The following is a 21,361-nucleotide window of genomic DNA, read 5'->3' on the forward strand; positions in this document are numbered from 1 at the left end:
TTGTCTTCACTCCTCCTGCATCAGATTCTCCAGATAATACAGAAACAGGCTTGCTGCCAGGATATCTGCTGCTCCTCCCGGACTTAGATTTTTGCGAATGCAGAGTTCGTTCAACTCTTCAATCTTTCTGATTCCTGCCTCAAGAAATACACCGCCCTGCCGGCAGATTTCTGCCGCCTGTTCCTTCAACCACTGCATTTCATGATAAGATCCCCGACTCCAGACATTGGTATCATTTAACTCCGACATGATTGCCAGAAGCACTTGTATATTGGAACGATTCGTGTCCATTCCCATCATCCGGGTACTGCGAAGCACCGGTAGTGCTGTTTTGCCAATGATCGGAAAACCTTTCTGCGCTTCTCCCCGGATTCCTTTTTCGCCATATTCACGAAAAAGAATTTCTCCATGTGTAATCGGTTCGTGCTCTCCCATACGCTGAAATTCTTCTTCCAGAGGTCCTGCCGTCATTGAAGCAGCTTTTTTGAGAATTCTGCCTGCCTCAAAGCAATGTTCTTTTTGATAACAGTTTCCTGCAGCGGCAGCAAGGATTCCCATCGTAAAGATCAGCCCTTTGTGTGTATTTACTCCATCTGTGCTGTCATACATGGCATGTTCTGCCTGAATGCCGATCTTACGGATTTCTTCAAAAAGTCTCTCTTCTTTGCCGATCCAGTGATATCCCCTGTAAAACATTCGCGAAATATAAGGAGTGATCGCTTCTGCACTTCTTTCAAATGTGTGCACATCCATATCCTGATGAGCCCCTGTGTCATGGCAGTCAACTAATCCCGGTTTTGGTGTGGTGTACACTTCTCCGAGAAGTGCACTGTAAATACAGCACTCCAATTCTATTGCCGTGATCATTCTGCTTTTTTGTTCTGCGTACATCATTGCTCTGCCTCCTTATCTTCAGTCCTGACAAAGTACTATATGCGGATGCTCTGCCGTTTTTCTTTTATGCCTGTTCTACATAATCATCAACTGCTTCAAAACGTTCTCTCTCTGCTTTTTTCTCTTTGAGTTCATCCAGAATTCTTCTTCCAGGTACTTCTCTCATTCTAAGGATATAAGCTCCAAAAATATTTGCGGTTGCATAACTTTTAACTGTCTGTGTCATAACAAATTCCTCCCTGATATTTTTATATTTTTGTTCGTTTAATGCTTTGTTTTCTTCTATAATTACACTATAGCAGACCTTTGTACCTAAATCTAATTCCCAATATTTATGTTCGTATGCCTAAAAGGAAAGCCACTACTGTTCACCCCGTTTACAGCAGATTCCCTCACAACAAAAAGCCCTCTGATCACGCTATCAGAGAGCTTTTTCCATTTATTCATATATGCTTGAAAGGAGAATTATGTTGCATGGCTATTGCCTTTAATCTTATTGCTTATCGTATTTCTCAGTCCTCTGCGAAGGTAAACGGTTTTACCTGACGTACAACGTCCATAACTGTACCGTCACGGCCTTCGATGATACCTACGACTCTGTCACCAAACTGAACCGGTTCAGGCTCACCTGTGATAGAATATGCGATATCACGAAGTTCTTCGATCGTGCGCAGAGGAACGCACTTCGCTTCTTTTAATGCATCCAGAAGATCCTGTCTTGCCGGATTGACTGCTACACCGTAGTCTGTGACAACGATATCTACGGATTCACCTGGTGTGGTGACTGTGGTTACTTTGGAGCAGATCGCCGGGATACGTCCCTGTACCAGTGGAGAAATTACGATGGTACATTTTGCACCCTGCGCTGCATCCGGATGACCGCCCTGTGCACCGGTGATGACACCGTCAGAACCTACCACTACGTTACAGTTAAAGTCTACGTCAACTTCAAGAGCTGCAAGAACGACGTAGTCCAGTTTGTTTACGAACGCACCTTTGTTGAACGGGTTTGCGTAAGCACCTGCGCTGATCCTGTGGTGGTTCGGGCGTTTTACGGATTCTACTGCGGAAGTATCAAAGTCCTGAGTATCCAGAAGTTTTCCTACAAGCCCCTCATCAAGAAGGTCGCACATTCCTTTGGACATACCGCCGACTGCGAATCCCATCTTAATCCCGCGTTCTTTCATGATCTTGCCAAGAGATGCTGCAGATGCGATAGAAGCTCCGCCGACACCTGTCTGGTAAGCAAATCCGTCTTTGAAGTATGGTGTGTTTACAACAACCTGTGTACAGTAATCAGCCATCATCAGCTTACGTACATCTGTGGTCGGTTTTGCTGCACCGGTAGCGATTTTTTCCGGAACACCGATCTGGTCAACAACGCAGACATAGTCTACTTTTGTCATGTTGATGTCTGCCGGATAGTTCGGGAACGGTACAAGGCAGTCTGTCACTGCAACGACTTTGTTTGCATGGTTTCCATCTACGAAGGAGTAGGAAAGCACACCACAGTCGCTCTTGCCGCCGACACCTTTGCAGTTACCGTAATCATCACAGGTCGGAGCACCGATGAAGGAAATATCAATCACTGTCTCACCTGTCTGAATCGCACGGATACGTCCGCCGTGGGAACGCATGATCGCAAGTCCTTTAAGTTTACCCTGGGAAATCGCCTCACCGATCTTTCCACGTACACCGGAAGACTGGATGTTTGTAATGGTTCCGTCCTCAATCATCGGAACGAGAGCGTCATGTGCTTTTCCAAGGGAGCTTGCGCAGATCGTAACATCTTTGATTCCCATGTTATGTACTTCCTGCATGACCATGTTTACAACGAGGTCACCGTCACGGAAATGATGATGGAAGCCGAGTGTCATACCATCATGAGCGCCACATTTTACAAGTGCTTCATGGATGGAGCTTACCATTTTGCTGGTATCATGGTTCATAACGACCTTTGTGATCGGTCCCTGTTTCTTGAATTCTGTATTGTCTTTGTAATAGTTTCCCTGAAAAACTTCTTTGCCGGTCTGTTTCAGAATTTCTTCCGGGATTTCTCTGCCTACTTTATTTAACATTTTATAAATCCCCCTCATACACGCCAGATGCTTTTGCAAGTTCGATAGTTCTCTTTGCTCCGTCATAGAAAGCGATATCGATCATCTTTCCGTCTACGGTAAATACACCGATTCCTTTTGCTTTCTTGTCATCGATCTCTTTGACAACTTTTTCTGCGAAGATGATGTCTTTCTGCTTTGGAGTATAAATATCATGTACGATCTCGATCTGTCTCGGGTTGATGATGGATTTTCCATCGAATCCCATCAGATGGATGGCTTCTACATCTTTGCGGAAACCGTCCATATCATCCAGATCTGTGTAAACGGTGTCAAAACACTGTACTCCTGCTGCTCTTGCTGCAATGACCATGTTCTGTCTTGCACCCATCAGCTCGATACCGGTTCCTGTGATATGTGTCTGAAGGTCTTTGGTATAATCTCCGCCAGAAAGGGCGATACCGAAAAGACGGTCAGATGCTTCACAGATATCCAGGGCTTTCATGATACCTCTGGCAGATTCCAGAGCTGCCATGATAAGGACGCTTCCTTCTTCTCTTCCGAATTCTTTCTCGGCTGCGATGACAGCTTCTTCTACTACATGTACATCCTGTGCACTTTCTGTCTTTGGAATACGGATGGAATCGCATCCTCCTGCTACTGCACAGCGGATATCTTCTCTCCAGTATGGAGAATCCAGTCCGTTAATACGGACAACACGCTCTACTCCACGGTAGTCGATCTCTCTCAGTGCATGAAACAGGGAATATCTTGCAGCATCTTTTTCTTTCTCTGCAACGGCATCCTCAAGATCCAGCATGATGGAGTCCGGTTTGTAGATATATGGATCTTTGATCAGACCCGGTTTCTGACAGTTCAGAAACATCATGGTTCTTCTTAATCTTTTTTTGTTTGGATTACTCATCGAATCGCACCTCCCCATGGAAGATTTTCTGTCTGCTCTGCTCCGCGGAACAGGGCTCCCTCTACTCTTGCTTTGAGTGTACAGTCAAGCGCTCCTTTGTCTACGATGCTGATCTTGACATCCTGCACATCCAGACGTTTGAGAGTGTCCATAACGGTACGGCGGATGCTGTTTCCGAACTGATTGATCACTACACTGTCCAGATTAAATTCAATTCCTGCACCCTCTGCATTTGGTTCTACCGTTACCATTGCATCACTGGATTCCAGAGTTCCGGCAACTGCATTCTTTGTGATTTTCACGGCTTTCTTCCTCCTCTTCCTGTTGAAATCTCTGTTGAACTTTTTTCTTGATTTCTCTTTCTGTAATTATCATAAATCATCCGGAGGCATTTGTATAATTGTCAAAAAGAATGTAAATATAACTTTTCGGAATTACGTTTTTTTCACCTTTCAAGGTACAAAAAGAGGCACTGCACAGATCATATGCAGTACCTCTTACAAAAGGTCTTATTCTGTTATATTATGAGATAAAAAGTCCATAAACTCCCACAAAGGAGAACAGTGCCAGAACCGCCAGCGCGATAAAGGATACCGCGAACAGTTCCACAAACATCCTGTTCTGCGGGAAGCGTTCTTCTGCATTTTCCTGCTGGGAAACACCTGCCATGATAAGGGCTCCTGTTGTGGAGATCGGGGTGAAGCCGGATACTGTTCCACCGATGACGATAACAGCTACCAGTTCCAGTGCGCTCACGCCAAGTCCGCCTGCAAGTCCACTTGCGGTCGGGATCAGGGTCGGGAATACTACGCCAAGTCCGGAGCTGAAGAAGGACATAAGTCCGGCTGCGATCGCCAGGATCATAGTGGCTGTACGTTTGCCCATGATGGCTTCCAGTGCAGATACCATGATGTCAATACCACCGGAAAGGGAAATAATGTTCATCAGGATTCCTACGCCAAGTACCATAAGGATAACATTCCACGGGATCGCTGCGATTGCTTTTTTCTCATCGCCGCATCCAAGGACCAGAAGGACGGAACCAATCGTAAATCCGGTCAGGCCGACATTCCAGGAGAAGAACAGTGCGCCGACCGCCAGGGCAACAAGTCCAAGAATGGAAAGCCACTGTTTTCCGTTGAATTTCGGAAGTTTTTCTTCGGTTCCTGCCGCATTTGCATCGATCTTCCAGCCTTTGTAATAAACATATACAAGCCCCATAACGACCAGAGCCGTGATCGTCATTGCGATCATGATCGGGATCGTATTTCCTTCCAGTCCCTGCTCTTCCATCAGTTCTCTTACAACGGCTGCCTCCGGGGTCAGAGGGCTCATACGGCCGGACATAACACCAAGGTCACCGATGATTGCGGTCATGATCGGATTGACACCTGCTGATACCGCTACCGGGATCGCAATAACAGGAACGATCGCCAGGGACGGGATCGCGCCAGGGCCTACCGCACAGATAGCAAAGCCAAGTACATACATGACAAACGGGATTAGATGTTTCTTCTTGCCAACGATGCCTACCATCTTTTTGGCCAGAAGTTCCAGTGTTCCGTTTCCGCTGATCACGGCAAACAGATAGGTGATACCTACCATCTGAATAAACAGCGAAGAACTGAAACCGCTGAGGATCTCTTTTGTATCAAGTCCGTAAACAACACCGAGGATCATCGCAAATGCCACGCAGATGATACCAACATTACAGTTTCTTGCAAATCCGATCACGATGGCAGCAAGAAGAAGGATCAATGAGATTAAACCAAGGTTCATATGCGCCACCTCCTATCGGAATGTAATACAGACAGGGCTCTCGGTCGGGATGATTCTGCCTGTGTATGTCATCAGTCCGGTCTCAGAATCCAGCTTCATCTCTACGATGGTATCGCTGTCCTCATTTGCCATGTAGAAACGGCTGTAATCCGGGTTAAAGGTGATGAATCTCGGAGTCAGGCCAAGAGAAGAATAATAGCCAAGTTCTGTCATGTAGCCTGTATTCTGGTCAATGCGGTAAACTACAATAGACTCATGGATACGGTTGGAACCGATCAGGATCTTTCCTTCTTTGTCAAGTAAAGATGCGCTCGCCTGTCCTTCTCCTGTGTAAGTTGCCGGAAGGGACGGAAGATTCTGCATTGCAGTCAGTTTTCCGTTCACATCGTCAAACTGCAGATAGGTCATCTTGTTTCCTTTTTCGTTGATGAGATATACATAGCGGTTGTTCGGATGAATGGACACATGTCTTGGCTCATCGTATTCTCTGGAACGATAGGTGTCTGTCTCTGTTAAGTTTCCGTTTTCCGGGTCAAAGCGGAATACTTTTACCTGTCCATATCCCTGTAATCTTCCCTGTGTTACGACAAACAGGAATTCTTTTTTCTGATCCCAGATACACTGATGTGCGAAGGAAATCGTGCCTTCTTTTTTGCCTTCGAGATGTGTGGTATGTACGATCTCACCAAGAGTTCCGTCGCTGTTTCTTCTGATCACATAAACAGCTCCACCCTGCAGTGCTGCTACGACGATATACTGGTTTGTCTTGTCCGGAGTGATAAATACAGGATTCTTTCCTCCGATGTCGATAGTGTTCATATGCTCCAGTTTTCCATCTTCAAGGATGCGGTAGCTGCTGACTTTTGTGATGTCACCGTGTACGGAATAGAGATATTTTTCTTCCAGATCCATGGTCTGGTAGGACGGGTTTGGCTCTGTCTCAAGACACTGGATCTCTTTCCAGTCACCGGTCATTTCTGAGATCTCATAAACCTTCAGTCCTTTTCCTCTTGCATTTCTTTCTCTGGTTGTACGACATCCTACGTATGCGTATTTCATAAGTTTTTCCTCCTTTTTTGATAGATGCGTTTTTCCTATCAATCTGTTATAAAAATTATATGAAACATGGATGTCAAATGGAAATTCGCATACTGACTGATAAAGGCATTCCAAAATGGAATTTTAAATAGTAAAAAACACAGATACGGGGGATTTCCTGCATCTGTGTTTGTGTGAAGTTATTCTGTTTCTCTGCGGTCCTCAATCTTATTTACATGATAATATTCTTCTACCAGAGAGATAAAGTCCATGATATCCTGACTCCTGTAGCATTTCTCTGAGAACATCATCCAGACTCTTCTTGTGATCGGCTGATCATTCTGGTCATACAACGGGATCAACTGCACATGTTCACTTTTTACCCGCCATTTATCTCCGAAAAGAAAGGTGATCCCAAGCCCGTTCTCTACCATCTCGATTGCGATATCTGAATGCGGTACACGGTATGCCTCATGCGGCAGACTTCCAAAATGATTCTTCCACCACTGATTGACAAGGCTTGCCACCATCGGGTTCAGATAGGATTTGATGAGCGGCTGCTGGCTTACATCATCCAGCTTCATTCCGACCGGAAGAGCAATATAAAGTGCCTCCTCAAACAGACAGGCTTTTTCTCCCAGGTATGGAAAATCTCCGCAGATAATACTGATATCCAGCGATCCGTCCACCAGCTGCTGGATCAGAAGGTCACTGGAGTTTGGTACGGTTGTGATCTGCAGGCGGTCGTATTTTTCTTTGTATTCTTTGAATAATTTCGGCATGTGGAGTCTCGCAAAAGAATTTGGGACACCGATGCGAAGGTACTCTCTGCTCGCTCTCTTTTCCGAAAAGTGTTCCTCGATCTCCTGAAGGAAATCCAGCATGATGCTTGCCTTTTTGACAAGGTAATGCCCGTCCTCCGTTAACTCCACGCCCTTGCTTGTGCGCCTCACGATCTCTATATTCCACTCCGTCTCCATCGCCTTGATCCGCTTGGTCAGGGCAGACTGCGTCATATAAAGTGTCTCTGCCGCCTTGGTCATACTGCGTTTTTCGTATAATACGGTCAGTATTTTCCAGTCTATGTCTTTCATATTTTATTTTCCTTTAACAGCAACTTCTTTTTCTATATAATCAATAAAATCCTCCAGAACACGGGTGATCCGTTTGTTCTTGGAATAGATGAACCAGGTATTTCTGGTCACGCTGCTGCCGTCCCTGTTTTTGAGTGGCGTCAGGCAGAGGTCATACGTATTCTCAAAATTATCCGGAAGGAAACAGATCGTGTAGCCCAGTCCCTTGTGGATGAGCTGCCAGGAAACATCAATGTAGCCGACGATCATACTGCCCGGTGCTTCGCTTCCAAACCATCCCTGCCACCAGTTATCGAGAAGTTCTTTTGTACGGTCGTTGGTCTTGTAGCCGATCCGCTGCATCTGTGGCAGCATATCAAAATCAACCGGCTCTTTCGTGACAAGATAGGCTTCGTTTCTGCCGATCAGCGTCTTGTTGACTGCGCCGTCATAATCGCCCCGGATAAATCCCACATCGATCGCATCCTCCAGCATCTTGCGGAAAAGAATGTTGCTCTGTTCATTGATGATATTGAATTCCACGTTCGGATGTTTCTGCTTGTACTGCACCAGCAGATCGGTCAGCGTATATTTGCTGTAGGTGTAGGAGGAACCGATGGTGATCACTCCTTCGGAATTTTCCTGGAATTCTTTGAGTTTTTCTTTGGTCTTACTCAGGAATTCGAGATATTGTCCCGCCTGTTTGCCCAGGAATTCTCCTTCTTCTGTAAACTCCAGTCCCTTTGGGGTACGGTTCACGATCGTTACCTGAAACTCTGACTCCATATGCTGCAGACGTTTGGTAAGAGAAGGCTGTGTCATGTACAGAAGATTTGCCACCTTTGTCATATTCGGGTTTTTGTATAATTCATAAAGAATCTCCCAATCTGAATCTTTCATAGCCGATGCTCTCCTTTGTTTATATTTCTATTGTATATTTTTGTCGAATCCTCTTTGTATCACGTACAGGTTTTCGTTACTGTCTTTATGCTCATTGTAACACAATCCGGCAATTTTCTTCAACGTCTACACTTCTTTTTCAACTCTTTTTTCCAACACAAAAGGCAGGATATCTCGTAAAGATATCCCGCTTTTTGAGGTAAATGAATGAATATATGTTTTCGATTATTCGTTGGAGGCTTTTATCAATTTGTTTCTGTTTATTATTTGAGACCGCGGATGGTTTCAAGCAGGTAATCGGTGAATTCTGCTGCGCTTGCATCTTTTGTCTCAGTTGTGACAACAAGTTTCTTTTCTGTAACGGTGCAGATCTCAAGTGCTTTCTCAAGGATCGCATTTCTGTCTGCATAACCGATGTGGATCAGCATCTGTCCGACTGCACGGATCAGGCTGCACGGATTTGCATACTCTCCTCTGCCATGGGACATCAGATACGGTGCTGTTCCGTGGATCGCTTCGAACAGTGCGTACTGGTTTCCGATGTTGGAAGAGCATGCAGTTCCAAGTCCGCCGGCGTGTTCTGCTGCAACGTCTGTTACGATATCGCCATAAAGGTTTGGAAGCACGATAACTTCAATGCCCTGGTTAAAGGACGGATCGAGCATTTTTGCACACATGGCATCTACAAGACGCTCCTGGATCTCGATCTCCGGATACTCTTCTCCGACTTTACGGACAGCTTTGATGAAGTTTCCGTCTACCAGTTTGACGATGTTTGCTTTTGTGACGATGGTGACATTCTTCTTGCCATTCTTGCGTGCAAACTCAAAAGCTGCTCTTGCAATACGCTCGCTGCCTTCTTTTGTCTGTACCTTGAAGTCTACTGCAATGTCGTCATCTACCTGGATTCCTTTATTTCCCCAGATATACTCTCCCTCGATGTTCTCACGGAAGAATGTCCAGTCGATGTTTTTGTCCGGGATCTTGATCGGACGGACAGCGGCAAACAGGTCCAGTCTTCTTCTTAAAAGGCTGTTTACGCTGACAAGGTTCGGAAGTCCGTCTCCTGCTCTCGGGGTTGTCATCGGTCCCTTTAAAAGGACATTACATTTCTTTACTTCTGTCAGGACTTCTTCCGGAAGGCTTTCCAGTTTTGCGACACGGTTTTCGATGGTAAGTCCTTCGATCTCACGTACTTCGATCTTTCCGGATTCGATCTCATCTTTTACCAGTTCATTCAGTACACGGAGGCCCTGTTTCATCAGGATCGGTCCTACACCGTCTCCCGGGAGAACACCTACTACGATCTTGTCAAGTGATGCGAAATCTGTAGGTCTGGAAGATTCTTTCATTGCCTCGATGCGAGGTTCTTCTCCTTTTAACAGTTCTCCAAATTTCTCCTGTGCGATTTTAATATCTTCTGCCTTCATATTGTCGGCTCCTTTCTATTTTTCCTGTGCAGCGAGCTGTTTCTTGAGGAAACGGAGCTGTCCGCCGCTTAATACAACTTCTACTTCGTTATCAGAAAGATCCAGATTTACAAAGAAGGAAAATCCTTTTGTCTTATTGAATACTTCTACTTTTCTTGTCGGGATCTGATCCAGAAGATTGTTGATCTCCAGCTCATCTCCCTGATCGATCTTGTCATAGCTTTCCGGGTCTTCAAACAGCATCGGGATGATGCCGTGGTTTACCAGATTTCCTTTGTGGATTCTGGCGATGCTCTTTGCAATCACACATTTGACTCCGAGGAACATCGGGTTGATTGCTGCATGTTCTCTTGAGGATCCCTGTCCGTAGTTTTCACCGCCGATGATGATGCTCTTGCTCATCTGTCTTGCACGCTCGGAGAAATCCGGTGCGTAACGGTGGTAGCAGTATTTGGACATCAGCGGAATATTTGATCTCATGCTGGAGAACTCTGCACTTGCCGGTGTGATATCGTCTGTGGAAATGTTGTCTCCGCCTTTTAAGCTGACCGGAACACAGAGATGCTGCTGTGGTTCTTCCGGTACCGGCAGGAATTTGATGTTCGGTCCTTTGACGATCTCAACTTTCTTTGCTTCTTCTTCCGGAAGCGGTTTGATGATCATGGAATCATTGACGATGTATTCTTCCGGCTCGTGGATCTCGGCGAGTTTCTTTACATCTTCTCCGAGGATCTCTTCTGCGGATGCGAAGGTTCCTTTGATCGCGGTTGCTGCTGCGCTCTCCGGGCTTACCAGGTAGATCTTGGCTGTCGGGTTTCCTGCACGGCCTTTGAAATTACGGTTGGAAGTACGAACGGCGATTCCTTCTGTTGCAGGAGTCTGTCCGATCGCACAGCACGGTCCGCAGGCGATCTCAAGGATCCTGACTCCGGCATCGATCAGCATGTCGATATATCCGTCACGGAGCAGTTCTTTGTAGGTCTGTCTGGATGCGATTCCGCAGGTACAGCTTACGTTTTCATTTACCTGTCTTCCCTTAAATACGAGGGCTGCTTTTGCCACATCTGCGTAGCTTGTATTTGTACAGCTTCCGATGAATACCTGCTGTACCGGTTTTCTCTCAACATCTTTGAGCGGAATTACGTTATCCGGCTGATGCGGACATGAGATCAGGGGTTCCAGTTCGCTTAAGTTGATCTCGATGCGCTCATCGTATTCTGCATCCTCATCTGGAAGGAGTTCTGTGTACGCTTCTTCTCTTCCCTGCGCTTTGAGGAATTTATGTACCTGCTCGTCTGCAGGGAAAATAGAAGTGGTTGCGCCGAGCTCTGCACCCATGTTTGTAATGGTCGCTCTCTGCGGAACTTCCAGTTTTGCTGCTCCAGGTCCTACATACTCGTATACATTTCCAAGACCGCCCTTGATAGAAACTCGGCGGAGCATCTCAAGGATGACTTCTTTTGCGTTGACACCCGGTTTCAGTTCTCCGGTCAGATAAACCTGTACGACTCTCGGCATTTTAAGTCTCATCGGAACTCCTGTCATGGCTGTTGCCACATCCATTCCTCCCACACCGATACACAGCATTCCAATAGAGCCGCCGTGTGGTGTATGGCTGTCACCGCCCATGCTGATCTTGCCCGGTGCACCGAATCTTGCTACATGTACGGTATGGCAGATACCGTTTCCAGGTCTGGATACATGTACGCCGAATTTCTTTGCTGCTGACTGTAAGTAGATATGGTCATCCGGTGTCTTGTTGTCTACATACAGAAGGTTGTGATCCAGGTAACTTACACTGCACTCTGTGCGGATCCTGTCAAGGCCGATGGCTTCAAAAGCCAGATAAGTCATAACTGCGTTGATGTCGTGTGTCAGTGTCTGATCGACTTTGATAAAAACTTCTTCCCCCGGAACCATGCTTCCTGATACATAATGAGATTCAATGATCTTTCTTGTTAATGACTTTCCCATTTGGAAAACCTCCTCGCATTTTTTACTGGTCACGTTCGGCTAAAACGTTTGGTTTGTTCTTTATGCTTTTATTATAAGTGGTCATTTTCCAAAAATAAAATTGCTTCTGTCAATGCTCATATTCCTAAAATGAATGGTATGAAATGCAATTTTCCTTATGCCCAAAAATCTTCCTTATGCTTCCTGTGTATCCAGTCCTTCCATGTAGCGGATCATGCCCTGTGCCGCGATCTTTGCGCCCTCAACCGCATGAACAACTGTTTTGGAACCGGTCGTAACATCACCTGCTGCAAAAACACCCGGTTTCGTCGTCATTCCATTCTCGTCTACGATCAGAAGTCCTCGCTCAGAGCCTTCCAGACCTACTGTGGTACGGATCAGTTTTCTTCTCGGTCCCTGGCTGATGGAGATGATCGTGGAGTCTGCCTCTACCTGCTCCTCCTCTTTCTCATAGCCGATAACTTTGCCGTCCTCATCAAGAATGGAAGTACAGAAAACAGGCCCCTTCTCTGTGATATACTGGATTTCTTTACCAAAAACAAATTCTGCTCCGTCAAGTTTTGCATAGGAGATCTCATGGGAGCTTGCTGCTGCCCTGCTTCCTCTTGCATACAGTGTTACATGGCGTGCACCGTTTCGAAGTGCTGTTCTTGCCACATCCATCGCTGCATTTCCCATACCGATGATCGCAACATTTTCACCAAGCTCATAACCAGATGGATTTGCCAGATAGTCAATACCAAACTGAACGTTTCCGAGACATTCTCCGTGGATCCCTAAGTTTCTTGCTTTCCATACGCCGGTTCCGACAAAGATGCCTGCATATCCGTCACGGAACAGATCGTCAATCTTTAAGACAGCACCGATCGTTGTATTCGGGCGGATCTTGATGCCCATATCAAGAAGTCTCTGTCTGTATCTGTCCAGAATGCTCTTTGGAAGACGAAATTCCGGGATGCCATAGCGCATGATGCCGCCGATGTCATCTTTCCATTCAAAAATAGTCACATCGTATCCTGCTTTTGCCAGGATGATCGCCGCAGTCAGACCTGCCGGGCCTGCGCCGATGACTGCTACTTTTTTCCCCTTTTTCTCCACTTTCGGGATTTCCATGCGGTCAAGATAGGTGTCCGAGATATAGGTCTCTATGCTGGAAAAATGCACCGGATTTCCCTTACGTCCCAGTACGCAGTTTCCTGCACACTGCTGTTCGTGATTACAGACGATCGAACAGATCACGGACATGGGATTGTTCTCAAAAAGCTCTTTTCCCGCATCCATGACTTTGTTTTCTTTGAACATCTGGATGATGTGCGGGATCGGTGTATGTACCGGGCAGCCTTTCTGACACATTGGTTTCTTACAGTTCAAGCAGCGGTTTGCCTCATCGATGATATGCAGACTCATTTTCGTTCACCCTCCTCCATGATCACTCTCGGTAAAATTTCTCCTGTTTCTTTCATTCGCTGAATGGTTCTCTCTTCTGCCTGGATCTTTTTGCGGGCACGTTCCATCACGCCTTCTGCTTCTTCCGGTTTGAGTACCAGTACGCCGTTACAGTCGCCTACGATAATGTCTCCTGGACATACTTCCACACCGCCGCAGATAACGGGAACATTCAGTTCGCCGAGACGTTCTTTACCGGCACTTCCCGGTGTGACAGCTCTTGCGAAGATCGGAAAGCCTGCTTCACGGCATCCCTGAAGATCACGGAATGCGCCATCGATCACCACGCCTTCTGCCTCTTTCATTGCTGCACAGATGCTTCTGTGGTCGCCCCAGTAAGAACCATTGCAGTAGCCTTTTCCGGCGATGACCATGACGTCACCTTTTTTCATCTCCAGAATCCCATCCGGAACCAGTCCGCTGATGCCGATCGGTGCCTTGACAGTGTATGCCGGACCTACAATCTTCTTGTAAGTAACTCTCTCCTGGATCGCAGAGTCCATGGTATGGTACTTTCCTGCTCCAACTCCATCGCACAGTTCTGAGGTTGTGAACTGTCTTAATTCTTTTATGATCTCTTCCAGTGTCTTTGCCATATCCCTTACTCCTTATCACATAGTTTTTAGTTCTGTTGTATTTTCTTACTTCTATGATAACGTCTGGGATAGCATTTGAAAAATTCATAAAAAGAATTCGCGTATAACTTTTTGGTATAAGAAAAAAATCCAGACACGACAAAAAGCCACAGGTTTCCCCATGGCTTCTTGTATTTATGTGCAGAGTAGGTAAAAAGGTAATTATGACTTTTGTAATTAATTATTTGCGGCTTCTGTTGTAGTTGATTAGGCATCCTGCTTTGACGATCTTCTTCTCATCGTCTGTCATGTCTGCAACGTACAGCGACAGTTCTTTGATCTCGTCACCGATCACGTATGCTTTGATATCTTTCATATCGCCATCAAAAGCTTCTCGGATTCCCGGTACATAGATGTAGTCTCCGATCTGGAAGTCCGGCTCGCCCTTCATCTGGAACGGGATCATACCCCAGTTCATAACATTGGAACGATAACGTTTGGTTGCGTACTCTTTTGTGATGTTGGCAAGACCACCGATCACACGCTGGCAGCTTGCAGCCTGCTCTCTGGCGGAACCATCACCTGGTTTTACTGCGTAGATCATGCTTCCGATCTCACTTGCAGCCGGGTCAACAGTTTCCTGTCCGTTAAGGGTATGGATCTTGTCGAATACTTCTTTCAGTTCCGGTTCTGCTGCGAACAGATCTTCTCCTGCAACTCTTGCTTTTTCGAGTTTGTCTACTTCTTTGGAGCGTCCTACATATTCCGGATCACGTCTGGACAGGGTGAACTCAGCCAGTCCAAGCGGGTTGGAACGGAAGGAGGATGTCTCTCCGGATGGGATCAGCTCATCTGTGGTTGTTACAGGGTCAAGGATCCTGGAGCATACTTTCAGAAGGATGTTGTCTGTCAGCGGGCTCATCTCCGGCCAGTCTTTGATGTTCGGTCCATAAACAAGGTCTTTCTTTTCATCACCTTTCTGGAATCCGTTGTAAACTCTCTTATTATATACAGTATCATCGAAGGTGTATTCCGGTACATCTCCCCAGCAGTCAAGAGTTTCTGCGGATGTCAGGATACCGCCGTTTGCTGCTGTTGCTGCGATGGAACGTGCATCCATAAGTGCAACGGCTGACATCTGTCCGTTTCCTGGCTTGCTTCCTTCACGGTTCGGGAAGTTTCTGGTTGTGTGGCGGATACTTAAGCCGTCATTGCAAGGAGTATCTCCTGCACCGAAGCACGGTCCGCAGAATGCGGTACGGATGATTGCGCCGGCTTCCATAAGGTCTGCAATGTATCCCTGTCTTGTAAGGTTGATAAATACCGGCTGGGAAGAAGGATAAACAGCAAGACTGAATTCTCCGTCTCCGGTGTTTTTGCCTTTGAGTGCATGTGCTGCCTCAACAACGTTTGTATAGTTACCGCCGGCGCATCCTGCGATGACTGCCTGCTGTACCTGGAGGCCTTTGTCTGTGATCTTGTCAACAAGGTGGAACTGTGCTTTACCCTGAGCAACCTGTGCAGCCTCTTCTTCTACGCTGTGAAGGATGTCTTTCAGGTTTGCATTGAGTTCGTCGATCTCGTAAGTGTTGCTTGGGTGGAACGGAAGGGCGATCATTGGTTTTACAGTGCTTAAGTCTACATAGACCACGCCATCATAGTAAGCAACATCTGCCGGGTTGAGTTCTTTGTAGTCATCTCCTCTTCCGTGGATGGTCAGGAACTCTTTGGTGTCTTCATCTGTTCTCCAGATGGAAGAAAGACAGGTTGTCTCTGTTGTCATAACATCGATTCCGTTACGGAAGTCTGTTTTCAGGGAGGAAACGCCAGGTCCTACGAACTCCATAACTTTGTTCTTAACATATCCGTTTTTGAAGACTGCTCCGATGATCGCAAGTGCGATATCCTGCGGTCCTACCCACGGATTCGGTTTGCCGTCAAGGTAGATCGCGATGACTTCCGGACATGCAACATCGTAGGTATCGCAGAGAAGCTGTTTTACAAGCTCGCCGCCGCCTTCGCCAATCGCCATGGTACCGAGTGCACCATAACGTGTATGGGAATCAGATCCGAGGATCATCTTGCCGCAGCCTGCGAACATCTCTCTCATGTACTGATGGATAACTGCGATGTGTGGTGGAACATAGATCCCGCCGTATTTCTTTGCTGCGGAAAGTCCGAACATGTGGTCATCTTCATTGATGGTTCCGCCTACTGCACAGAGTGAGTTGTGGCAGTTTGTCAGAACGTATGGAATCGGGAATTTTTCCATTCCGGATGCCTTTGCTGTCTGGATGATCCCTACGAAAGTGATATCATGGGAAGCCATTGCGTCAAATTTAAGTTTGAGGTTTTCCATGTTTCCGGAAGTGTTGTGGGCTTTCATGATGTTGTAAGCCATGGTGCCTTTTCTTGCTTCGGATTTTTCAGCTTTCTTTCCTGTTAATGCTTCTACTTTTGCAGCCTCTGCTTCCGGTACGATCTCTTTGCCGTTTACCAGATATGCGCCGCCGTCATATAACTTTACCATATAGTTTTCGCTCCTTTACTTTTTGTTTAGAGTGTTTTTTTGTTTCCCTTTGATGACTTTATTGTATCGTAAAGGAACGGATTTGACTAATTGTCAAAAAGAATGCTGTTATAACCTTTTATCATAATAAAAAGGTATGGGTTATTCCCTGCAGTTATCATAGGCGGTTTTGTAAAAGAATTCCTGGGAATTCAGCGGGGTATCTTCCTGTCTGTATACAAGATGATACATGCCTTCTCCATCCTCTTCGCGTGCCTTCTGATTATCACTCAGCATTGTGATAAACATCTCTTCCAGGCGCTGTGCGATCTCTGGATCATAGATCGGAGTGGCTACTTCGACACGGCGGACGGTATTTCTTGTCATAAAATCTGCGGATGCGATATAAATCTTCTTGCGCTCTCCGCAGCCGAAAATATAGATCCTGGAATGTTCCAGAAAACGTCCTACGATGCTGATCACGCGGATGTTGTCGGTTCTGCCCGGAACCTGCGGGATCAGACAGTTGATGCCTCGGATCACCATATCGATCTTCACACCGGCTTCCGATGCACGGATCAGTTTGTCGATGATCTTTTTGTCCGTGAGAGAGTTCATTTTCAGTCCGATATAAGCCTCTTCCCCTGCTTTTGCACGATGGATCTCTTCTTCAATCATTGTGAGTACTTTATTCTGCAGGCAGTTCGGTGCTACGAGGAGATGTCTGGTCTCTTTTACGGTCTCACCCTTGTCAAGTGCCTGGAATACATCAGCTGCCTCCAGACCAATCTCCACGCGTGATGTCATATAGGAAAGGTCTGTGTAAAGCCGGCTGGTCTTCTCGTTATAGTTTCCTGTTCCGATCTGTGTATAATATTCTACTCCGGCGTCTGTCTTTCGTGTGATCAGGCACAGTTTGGAATGCACTTTGTATCCGTCCAGGCCGTAAACCACGCGGCATCCGGCTTCTTCCAGTCTTCTGGACCATTCGATGTTGTTTTCCTCGTCAAAGCGAGCTTTCAGCTCGATCATGACAAAAACTTCTTTGCCGTTTTCGGCAGCTTCGATCAGTGCCTCCACGACTTTGCTCTGACGTGCCAGACGGTACAAAGTCATCTTGATCGCAATGACGGATTTGTCGTTTGCAGCCTCATGAAGCATGCGAAGGAATGGTTTCATGCTTTCAAATGGATAGGAAAGCAGTTTGTCCTTTTCTTTGATCTGCGGAAGGATCGGTTTCTCCAGATCAAACTCCGGTGATGGCTGCGGGATTCTTTTTTCAAAAAACAACTCCGGTTTCGTGCGCAGACGGTCCTGTAACTGGAACACAAAAGAAAGATCCAGCGGTGCAAAGCTCCGAAATACCTGTCTGGTGTCAAGATCCAGATAATTGCAGAGTGTTTTTACAATCGTATCGTCCATATCCCGGGACAGTTCCAGACGGAGCGGTGCCAGCTTTCTTCTTTTTTTGATCAGTTCTACCATAAATTCACGGTAATCAAGATCTTCATCATAAAGCGCATCAGCATCAATGTCTGCGTTTCTTGTAATCCGCATCAGAGATTTTGACAAAATCTTATAGCCGGAAAATACTTTAGAAAGAAAATGTAAGATCAGCTCTTCTGCAAGCATAAAGCGGTTTTTTGTCGGCAATTCTACAAGTTCAGGAAAAACTTCCTTACTGCACGGTACGATGCCAAGTTTTTCTTTTCCACTCTTTGTCTGTAACACACAGACTGCATAGATCTCACGGTTTTTCAGAAATGGGAACGGCTGGCGTTTTCCCACGATCGTAGGTGAAAGAAGAGACAGGATCTCTGAGTCAAAGAACACTTCCAGATATGCACTTTCTTCTATGCTGAGGCGGCGAAAATCTACCATGCTGACACCAATCTCTTCCAGCTTTTCCATCAGTGTCTCATAGGCTGCGTCCTTGCGGATGTTCAGCTTGCGGACTGCCTTGAGGATCTGATGGATCTGTTCTTTTGGTGTCATATTTGTTTTATTTTCACGCACATCTCCGGACAGGATCATCTGGTCAAGCAGGGAACCTACTCTTACCATAAAAAACTCATCCAGATTGCTCTGATAGATTGCCTCAAAAGAAAGACGCTCTGCAAGCGGAACCTGCTCGTTTTCTGCCTCTTCCAGTACTCGTTCATTAAATTTCAGCCAGGATAATTCCCGGTTCATGTAAACTTCCTGTTTCATCGAATGGTATCCTCCACATTTTTCTCTTTTTACACTTTCCCGACTACTATATTGCATGAAAATCAAATCCAGCGCAGGTTTGTGTAAAATCTGTGGAAAATTAAAACGAAACTGATTTAATATTATAAGCCATCCCGGTACTGTAACAGCTTCGGAATTTGATAATACTAAGGCGCTGCTCTGTCTGTTAAATGCATGGACCAAAAGTACATAACTCGCCTTGCGGCTCAGACAATGCACTTTTGATCCATAACACAGCCAGCGAATCACCTAAGTATTACCATAAATTCCTCCAGAGGTTCCTGTACCGGGATGGCTTATATCTAAAATCTTCTTCTGTTTTAATTTATTGAAGTTCGTCGTGCTTCGCGTTAAATGGCTAGTCGCGCTTCGCGCCAGGCGACAACTTTTTGGTTATTTTGGGAGTATGATATCGGACAGTTTGCGTTTTGGTACGTAGTGTACATCGTTTTCGTCGCGGTAGTAGGCGATGCTTTCGCCTTCCTCAATCTCTTTGAGCACGATCTCCTCGGCTGGTTTGCCGAATGCCACGATCAGTACCGGAGTAAGATTTTCTGCCAGATTGAGTTCTTTTTTGACGGAATCTGCATTGTAGTTTCCAATCATACAGCCGCCGAGCCCTTTCTCTGCTGCCGCAAGAAGCATGGTCTGCGCAACGATCCCGACATCTTTCTGGTATCTCGGGATAGATGCTCCGAGATTCAGGTCCTGGCAGATAATGATAAACGCAGTTGGACACATTCCAGGATGCGGAAGCTGCATCTCAGGGAGTGCTCTCGCCCAGTTTGTCAGCTTCTGGATACGGTCAACCTCCTCCTTCTCCCACGCCAGATAATACCGAAACGGCTGCGCATTCACACTGGACGGTGCGAAACGTGCACAGTCCACGAAATCTTCCAGTTCCTCTCTGCTGAAACGATAGGTTTCGTCATAACCTCTGTAGCTTCTGCTTGCTTTTACAATATCTTTAAACATTTTTGTGTCTCCCTTGATTTTCTTCTGTAAAAAACAGATTTATTCTCCCATATCCTGTGCACACTTCTTGAGTTTCTCACGGATCGGCAGATGATACGGGCATCTTGGCTCGCATTTGCCGCAGCCGATACAGGCGGAAGCTTTTACTTTCAGTGTGCTGTAACGGTCTTTTGCCCAGTCTGCAAGGTCGTATCTCTGGAGATAGCCTGCGAACAGGAATACGCTTGGAATGTTGATTCCAACGGTACATGGCGCACAGTAGTTGCATCTGCGGCAGAAATCGGTACCAAGCTGTTCACGGACTTTGTCCATTGCTTTTACTTCTTCGTCGGTGAGTGGTTCTGTGTTGGAACATGCGGCAAGGTTCTGCTCCAGTTCGTGAACTTCTGCCATTCCCGGGATCACAACGGTCACATCAGGATTGGAACAGACATAACGAAGTGCCAGAGTCGCATCCTCGATCGCACCGCCCGCCAGTGGTTTCATGTCGATAAATCCGATGTTTTTCTCTGCGCATTTATGGATGAGTTCTGCCCCCTGTTGTTCTACGATATTGTATGGGAACATGATCGTTTCCACCCAGTCAAGTTCCAGTGCACACTCAAAAACGGCTGTGGAATGTGCAGTCAGTCCGATATGTCCGATCTTACCTGCTGCCTTCGCTTCCATCAGAGCTTCCAGCGCTCCGCCCTCGCCAATCACCTGATCGAGCTGTTCCATGCTTGGATTGTGTACCTGATAAAGGTCGATATAGTCTGTGCGGAAATTTCCAAGGCTTGTCTCAATATCTGCCGCCATTGCTTCTTTTGTTCTGGACATGGATTTGGTCGCAAGCACAAATTTATCGCGAATTCCCTCCAGACCATATCCGATATACTGCTCGCTGACAGTATATCCTCTTGCAGAATCAATATAGTTGACTCCCTTCTCCATCATCTCGTGAAGCAGCTTTCTTGTACCTTCCTCATCAATCTTCTGGATCGGAATTCCTCCAAATCCCATACGTGAGATCTTAAGCCCTGTTTTTCCAAGTGTTCTGTATTCCATAATCCTCGTCTCCTTATCCTATAAAAAAATGTTCTGCATCGGAATCATTTTATTCCTACCTTTCCGATGCCCACAAATTCCAAATTTGAAATATTCTGCATCGACAATTTCTTATTTTCCTATTCCCGATGCCTCAAAATCCTCAAATTCAAAATATCCCACATCGACAATTCCTTATTTTCCTATTTCCGATGCCCATAAATCCCAACTCCGAAATATCCGGCATCGACAATCGCTTGTTCTTCTATTTCCGATACCGTAATTTCCTATTCTTCAATTATTTGACATCGGAAACTTCCAATTCCACCTTTCCGATGCTTAACACTATCCAAACCAGGTCAAGTCCTTTTTTGTGTGTAAATTCCCTTTAGGTATAAAAAGTATTACGCCGCAAGCATTTTTTGTTGTTCAATAGCAATCAAGCGTAACTGCTTTTTACAATGCGATAGTGCTGTTTTATCTTTTTTACTTATATTGAGTTTTTGTTCTAGTGAATACCGCTCATGC

At 46.0% G+C, this 21,361-nt stretch carries 17 protein-coding genes; all 17 read right to left on the reverse strand.

The features are described 5' to 3' along the window. Positions 1-6: 6 nt before the first annotated feature. Positions 7-894 carry a triphosphoribosyl-dephospho-CoA synthase CitG gene (citG, locus tag KQI91_RS10760; RefSeq protein WP_216392779.1) on the reverse strand — a complete coding sequence of 296 codons (888 nt, stop codon included), beginning with the start codon at positions 892-894 and terminating at the stop codon, positions 7-9. Between the two features lie 64 nt (positions 895-958). Continuing rightward, positions 959-1,120 carry a hypothetical protein gene (locus KQI91_RS10765; RefSeq protein WP_216392780.1) on the reverse strand — a complete coding sequence of 54 codons (162 nt, stop codon included), beginning with the start codon at positions 1,118-1,120 and terminating at the stop codon, positions 959-961. 286 nt (positions 1,121-1,406) lie between these two features. Further along, complete coding sequence (gene citF / locus KQI91_RS10770; protein ID WP_216392781.1) at positions 1,407-2,972, reverse strand: citrate lyase subunit alpha; 1,566 nt, start codon at positions 2,970-2,972, stop codon at positions 1,407-1,409. Position 2,973: 1 nt separating this feature from the next. After that, positions 2,974-3,876 (reverse strand): aldolase/citrate lyase family protein, encoded by a 903-nt coding sequence (locus tag KQI91_RS10775; protein WP_216392782.1) that lies wholly within the window; start codon positions 3,874-3,876, stop codon positions 2,974-2,976. Continuing rightward, positions 3,873-4,178 carry a citrate lyase acyl carrier protein gene (citD, locus tag KQI91_RS10780; RefSeq protein WP_216392783.1) on the reverse strand — a complete coding sequence of 102 codons (306 nt, stop codon included), beginning with the start codon at positions 4,176-4,178 and terminating at the stop codon, positions 3,873-3,875. Before citD ends, KQI91_RS10775 begins: the two co-directional genes overlap by 4 nt. A gap of 220 nt (positions 4,179-4,398) precedes the next feature. Further along, positions 4,399-5,655 (reverse strand): SLC13 family permease, encoded by a 1,257-nt coding sequence (locus tag KQI91_RS10785; RefSeq protein ID WP_216392784.1) that lies wholly within the window; start codon positions 5,653-5,655, stop codon positions 4,399-4,401. Positions 5,656-5,667: 12 nt separating this feature from the next. Then, positions 5,668-6,714 carry a lactonase family protein gene (locus KQI91_RS10790; protein ID WP_216392785.1) on the reverse strand — a complete coding sequence of 349 codons (1,047 nt, stop codon included), beginning with the start codon at positions 6,712-6,714 and terminating at the stop codon, positions 5,668-5,670. A 179-nt stretch (positions 6,715-6,893) separates the two neighbouring features. Beyond that, complete coding sequence (locus KQI91_RS10795) at positions 6,894-7,787, reverse strand: LysR family transcriptional regulator (RefSeq protein WP_216392786.1); 894 nt, start codon at positions 7,785-7,787, stop codon at positions 6,894-6,896. A gap of 3 nt (positions 7,788-7,790) precedes the next feature. Further along, positions 7,791-8,666 carry a LysR family transcriptional regulator gene (locus KQI91_RS10800; protein WP_216392787.1) on the reverse strand — a complete coding sequence of 292 codons (876 nt, stop codon included), beginning with the start codon at positions 8,664-8,666 and terminating at the stop codon, positions 7,791-7,793. A 263-nt stretch (positions 8,667-8,929) separates the two neighbouring features. Beyond that, complete coding sequence (locus KQI91_RS10805; protein ID WP_216392788.1) at positions 8,930-10,096, reverse strand: isocitrate/isopropylmalate family dehydrogenase; 1,167 nt, start codon at positions 10,094-10,096, stop codon at positions 8,930-8,932. Positions 10,097-10,111: 15 nt separating this feature from the next. Next, a complete protein-coding gene (locus tag KQI91_RS10810; protein WP_216392789.1) occupies positions 10,112-12,070 on the reverse strand; it encodes an aconitate hydratase in 1,959 nt (652 codons plus the stop codon). 174 nt (positions 12,071-12,244) lie between these two features. Further along, positions 12,245-13,477: an NAD(P)-dependent oxidoreductase gene (locus KQI91_RS10815; protein WP_216392790.1), complete on the reverse strand. Its 1,233-nt coding sequence runs from the start codon at positions 13,475-13,477 to the stop codon at positions 12,245-12,247. Then, positions 13,474-14,112 (reverse strand): RraA family protein, encoded by a 639-nt coding sequence (locus KQI91_RS10820; RefSeq protein ID WP_216392791.1) that lies wholly within the window; start codon positions 14,110-14,112, stop codon positions 13,474-13,476. Before KQI91_RS10820 ends, KQI91_RS10815 begins: the two co-directional genes overlap by 4 nt. Before the next feature lie 220 nt (positions 14,113-14,332). Beyond that, on the reverse strand, positions 14,333-16,621 hold the full coding sequence (locus KQI91_RS10825; RefSeq protein WP_216392792.1) for a hydratase: 2,289 nt from the start codon (positions 16,619-16,621) through the stop codon (positions 14,333-14,335). A 141-nt stretch (positions 16,622-16,762) separates the two neighbouring features. After that, entirely contained in the window at positions 16,763-18,811 is a 2,049-nt protein-coding gene (ppk1, locus tag KQI91_RS10830) for a polyphosphate kinase 1 (protein WP_216392793.1), read from the reverse strand. A gap of 414 nt (positions 18,812-19,225) precedes the next feature. Then, positions 19,226-19,807, reverse strand: coding sequence for a nitroreductase family protein (locus KQI91_RS10835; protein WP_216392794.1), 582 nt, complete (start codon positions 19,805-19,807; stop codon positions 19,226-19,228). 39 nt (positions 19,808-19,846) lie between these two features. Continuing rightward, a complete protein-coding gene (locus KQI91_RS10840) occupies positions 19,847-20,854 on the reverse strand; it encodes an aldo/keto reductase (RefSeq protein WP_216392795.1) in 1,008 nt (335 codons plus the stop codon). Positions 20,855-21,361 lie beyond the last annotated feature (507 nt).

This window comes from Blautia sp. MSJ-19 (genome assembly GCF_018918125.1).
In the GTDB taxonomy this organism is placed as follows: Bacteria; Bacillota; Clostridia; order Lachnospirales; family Lachnospiraceae; genus Blautia_A.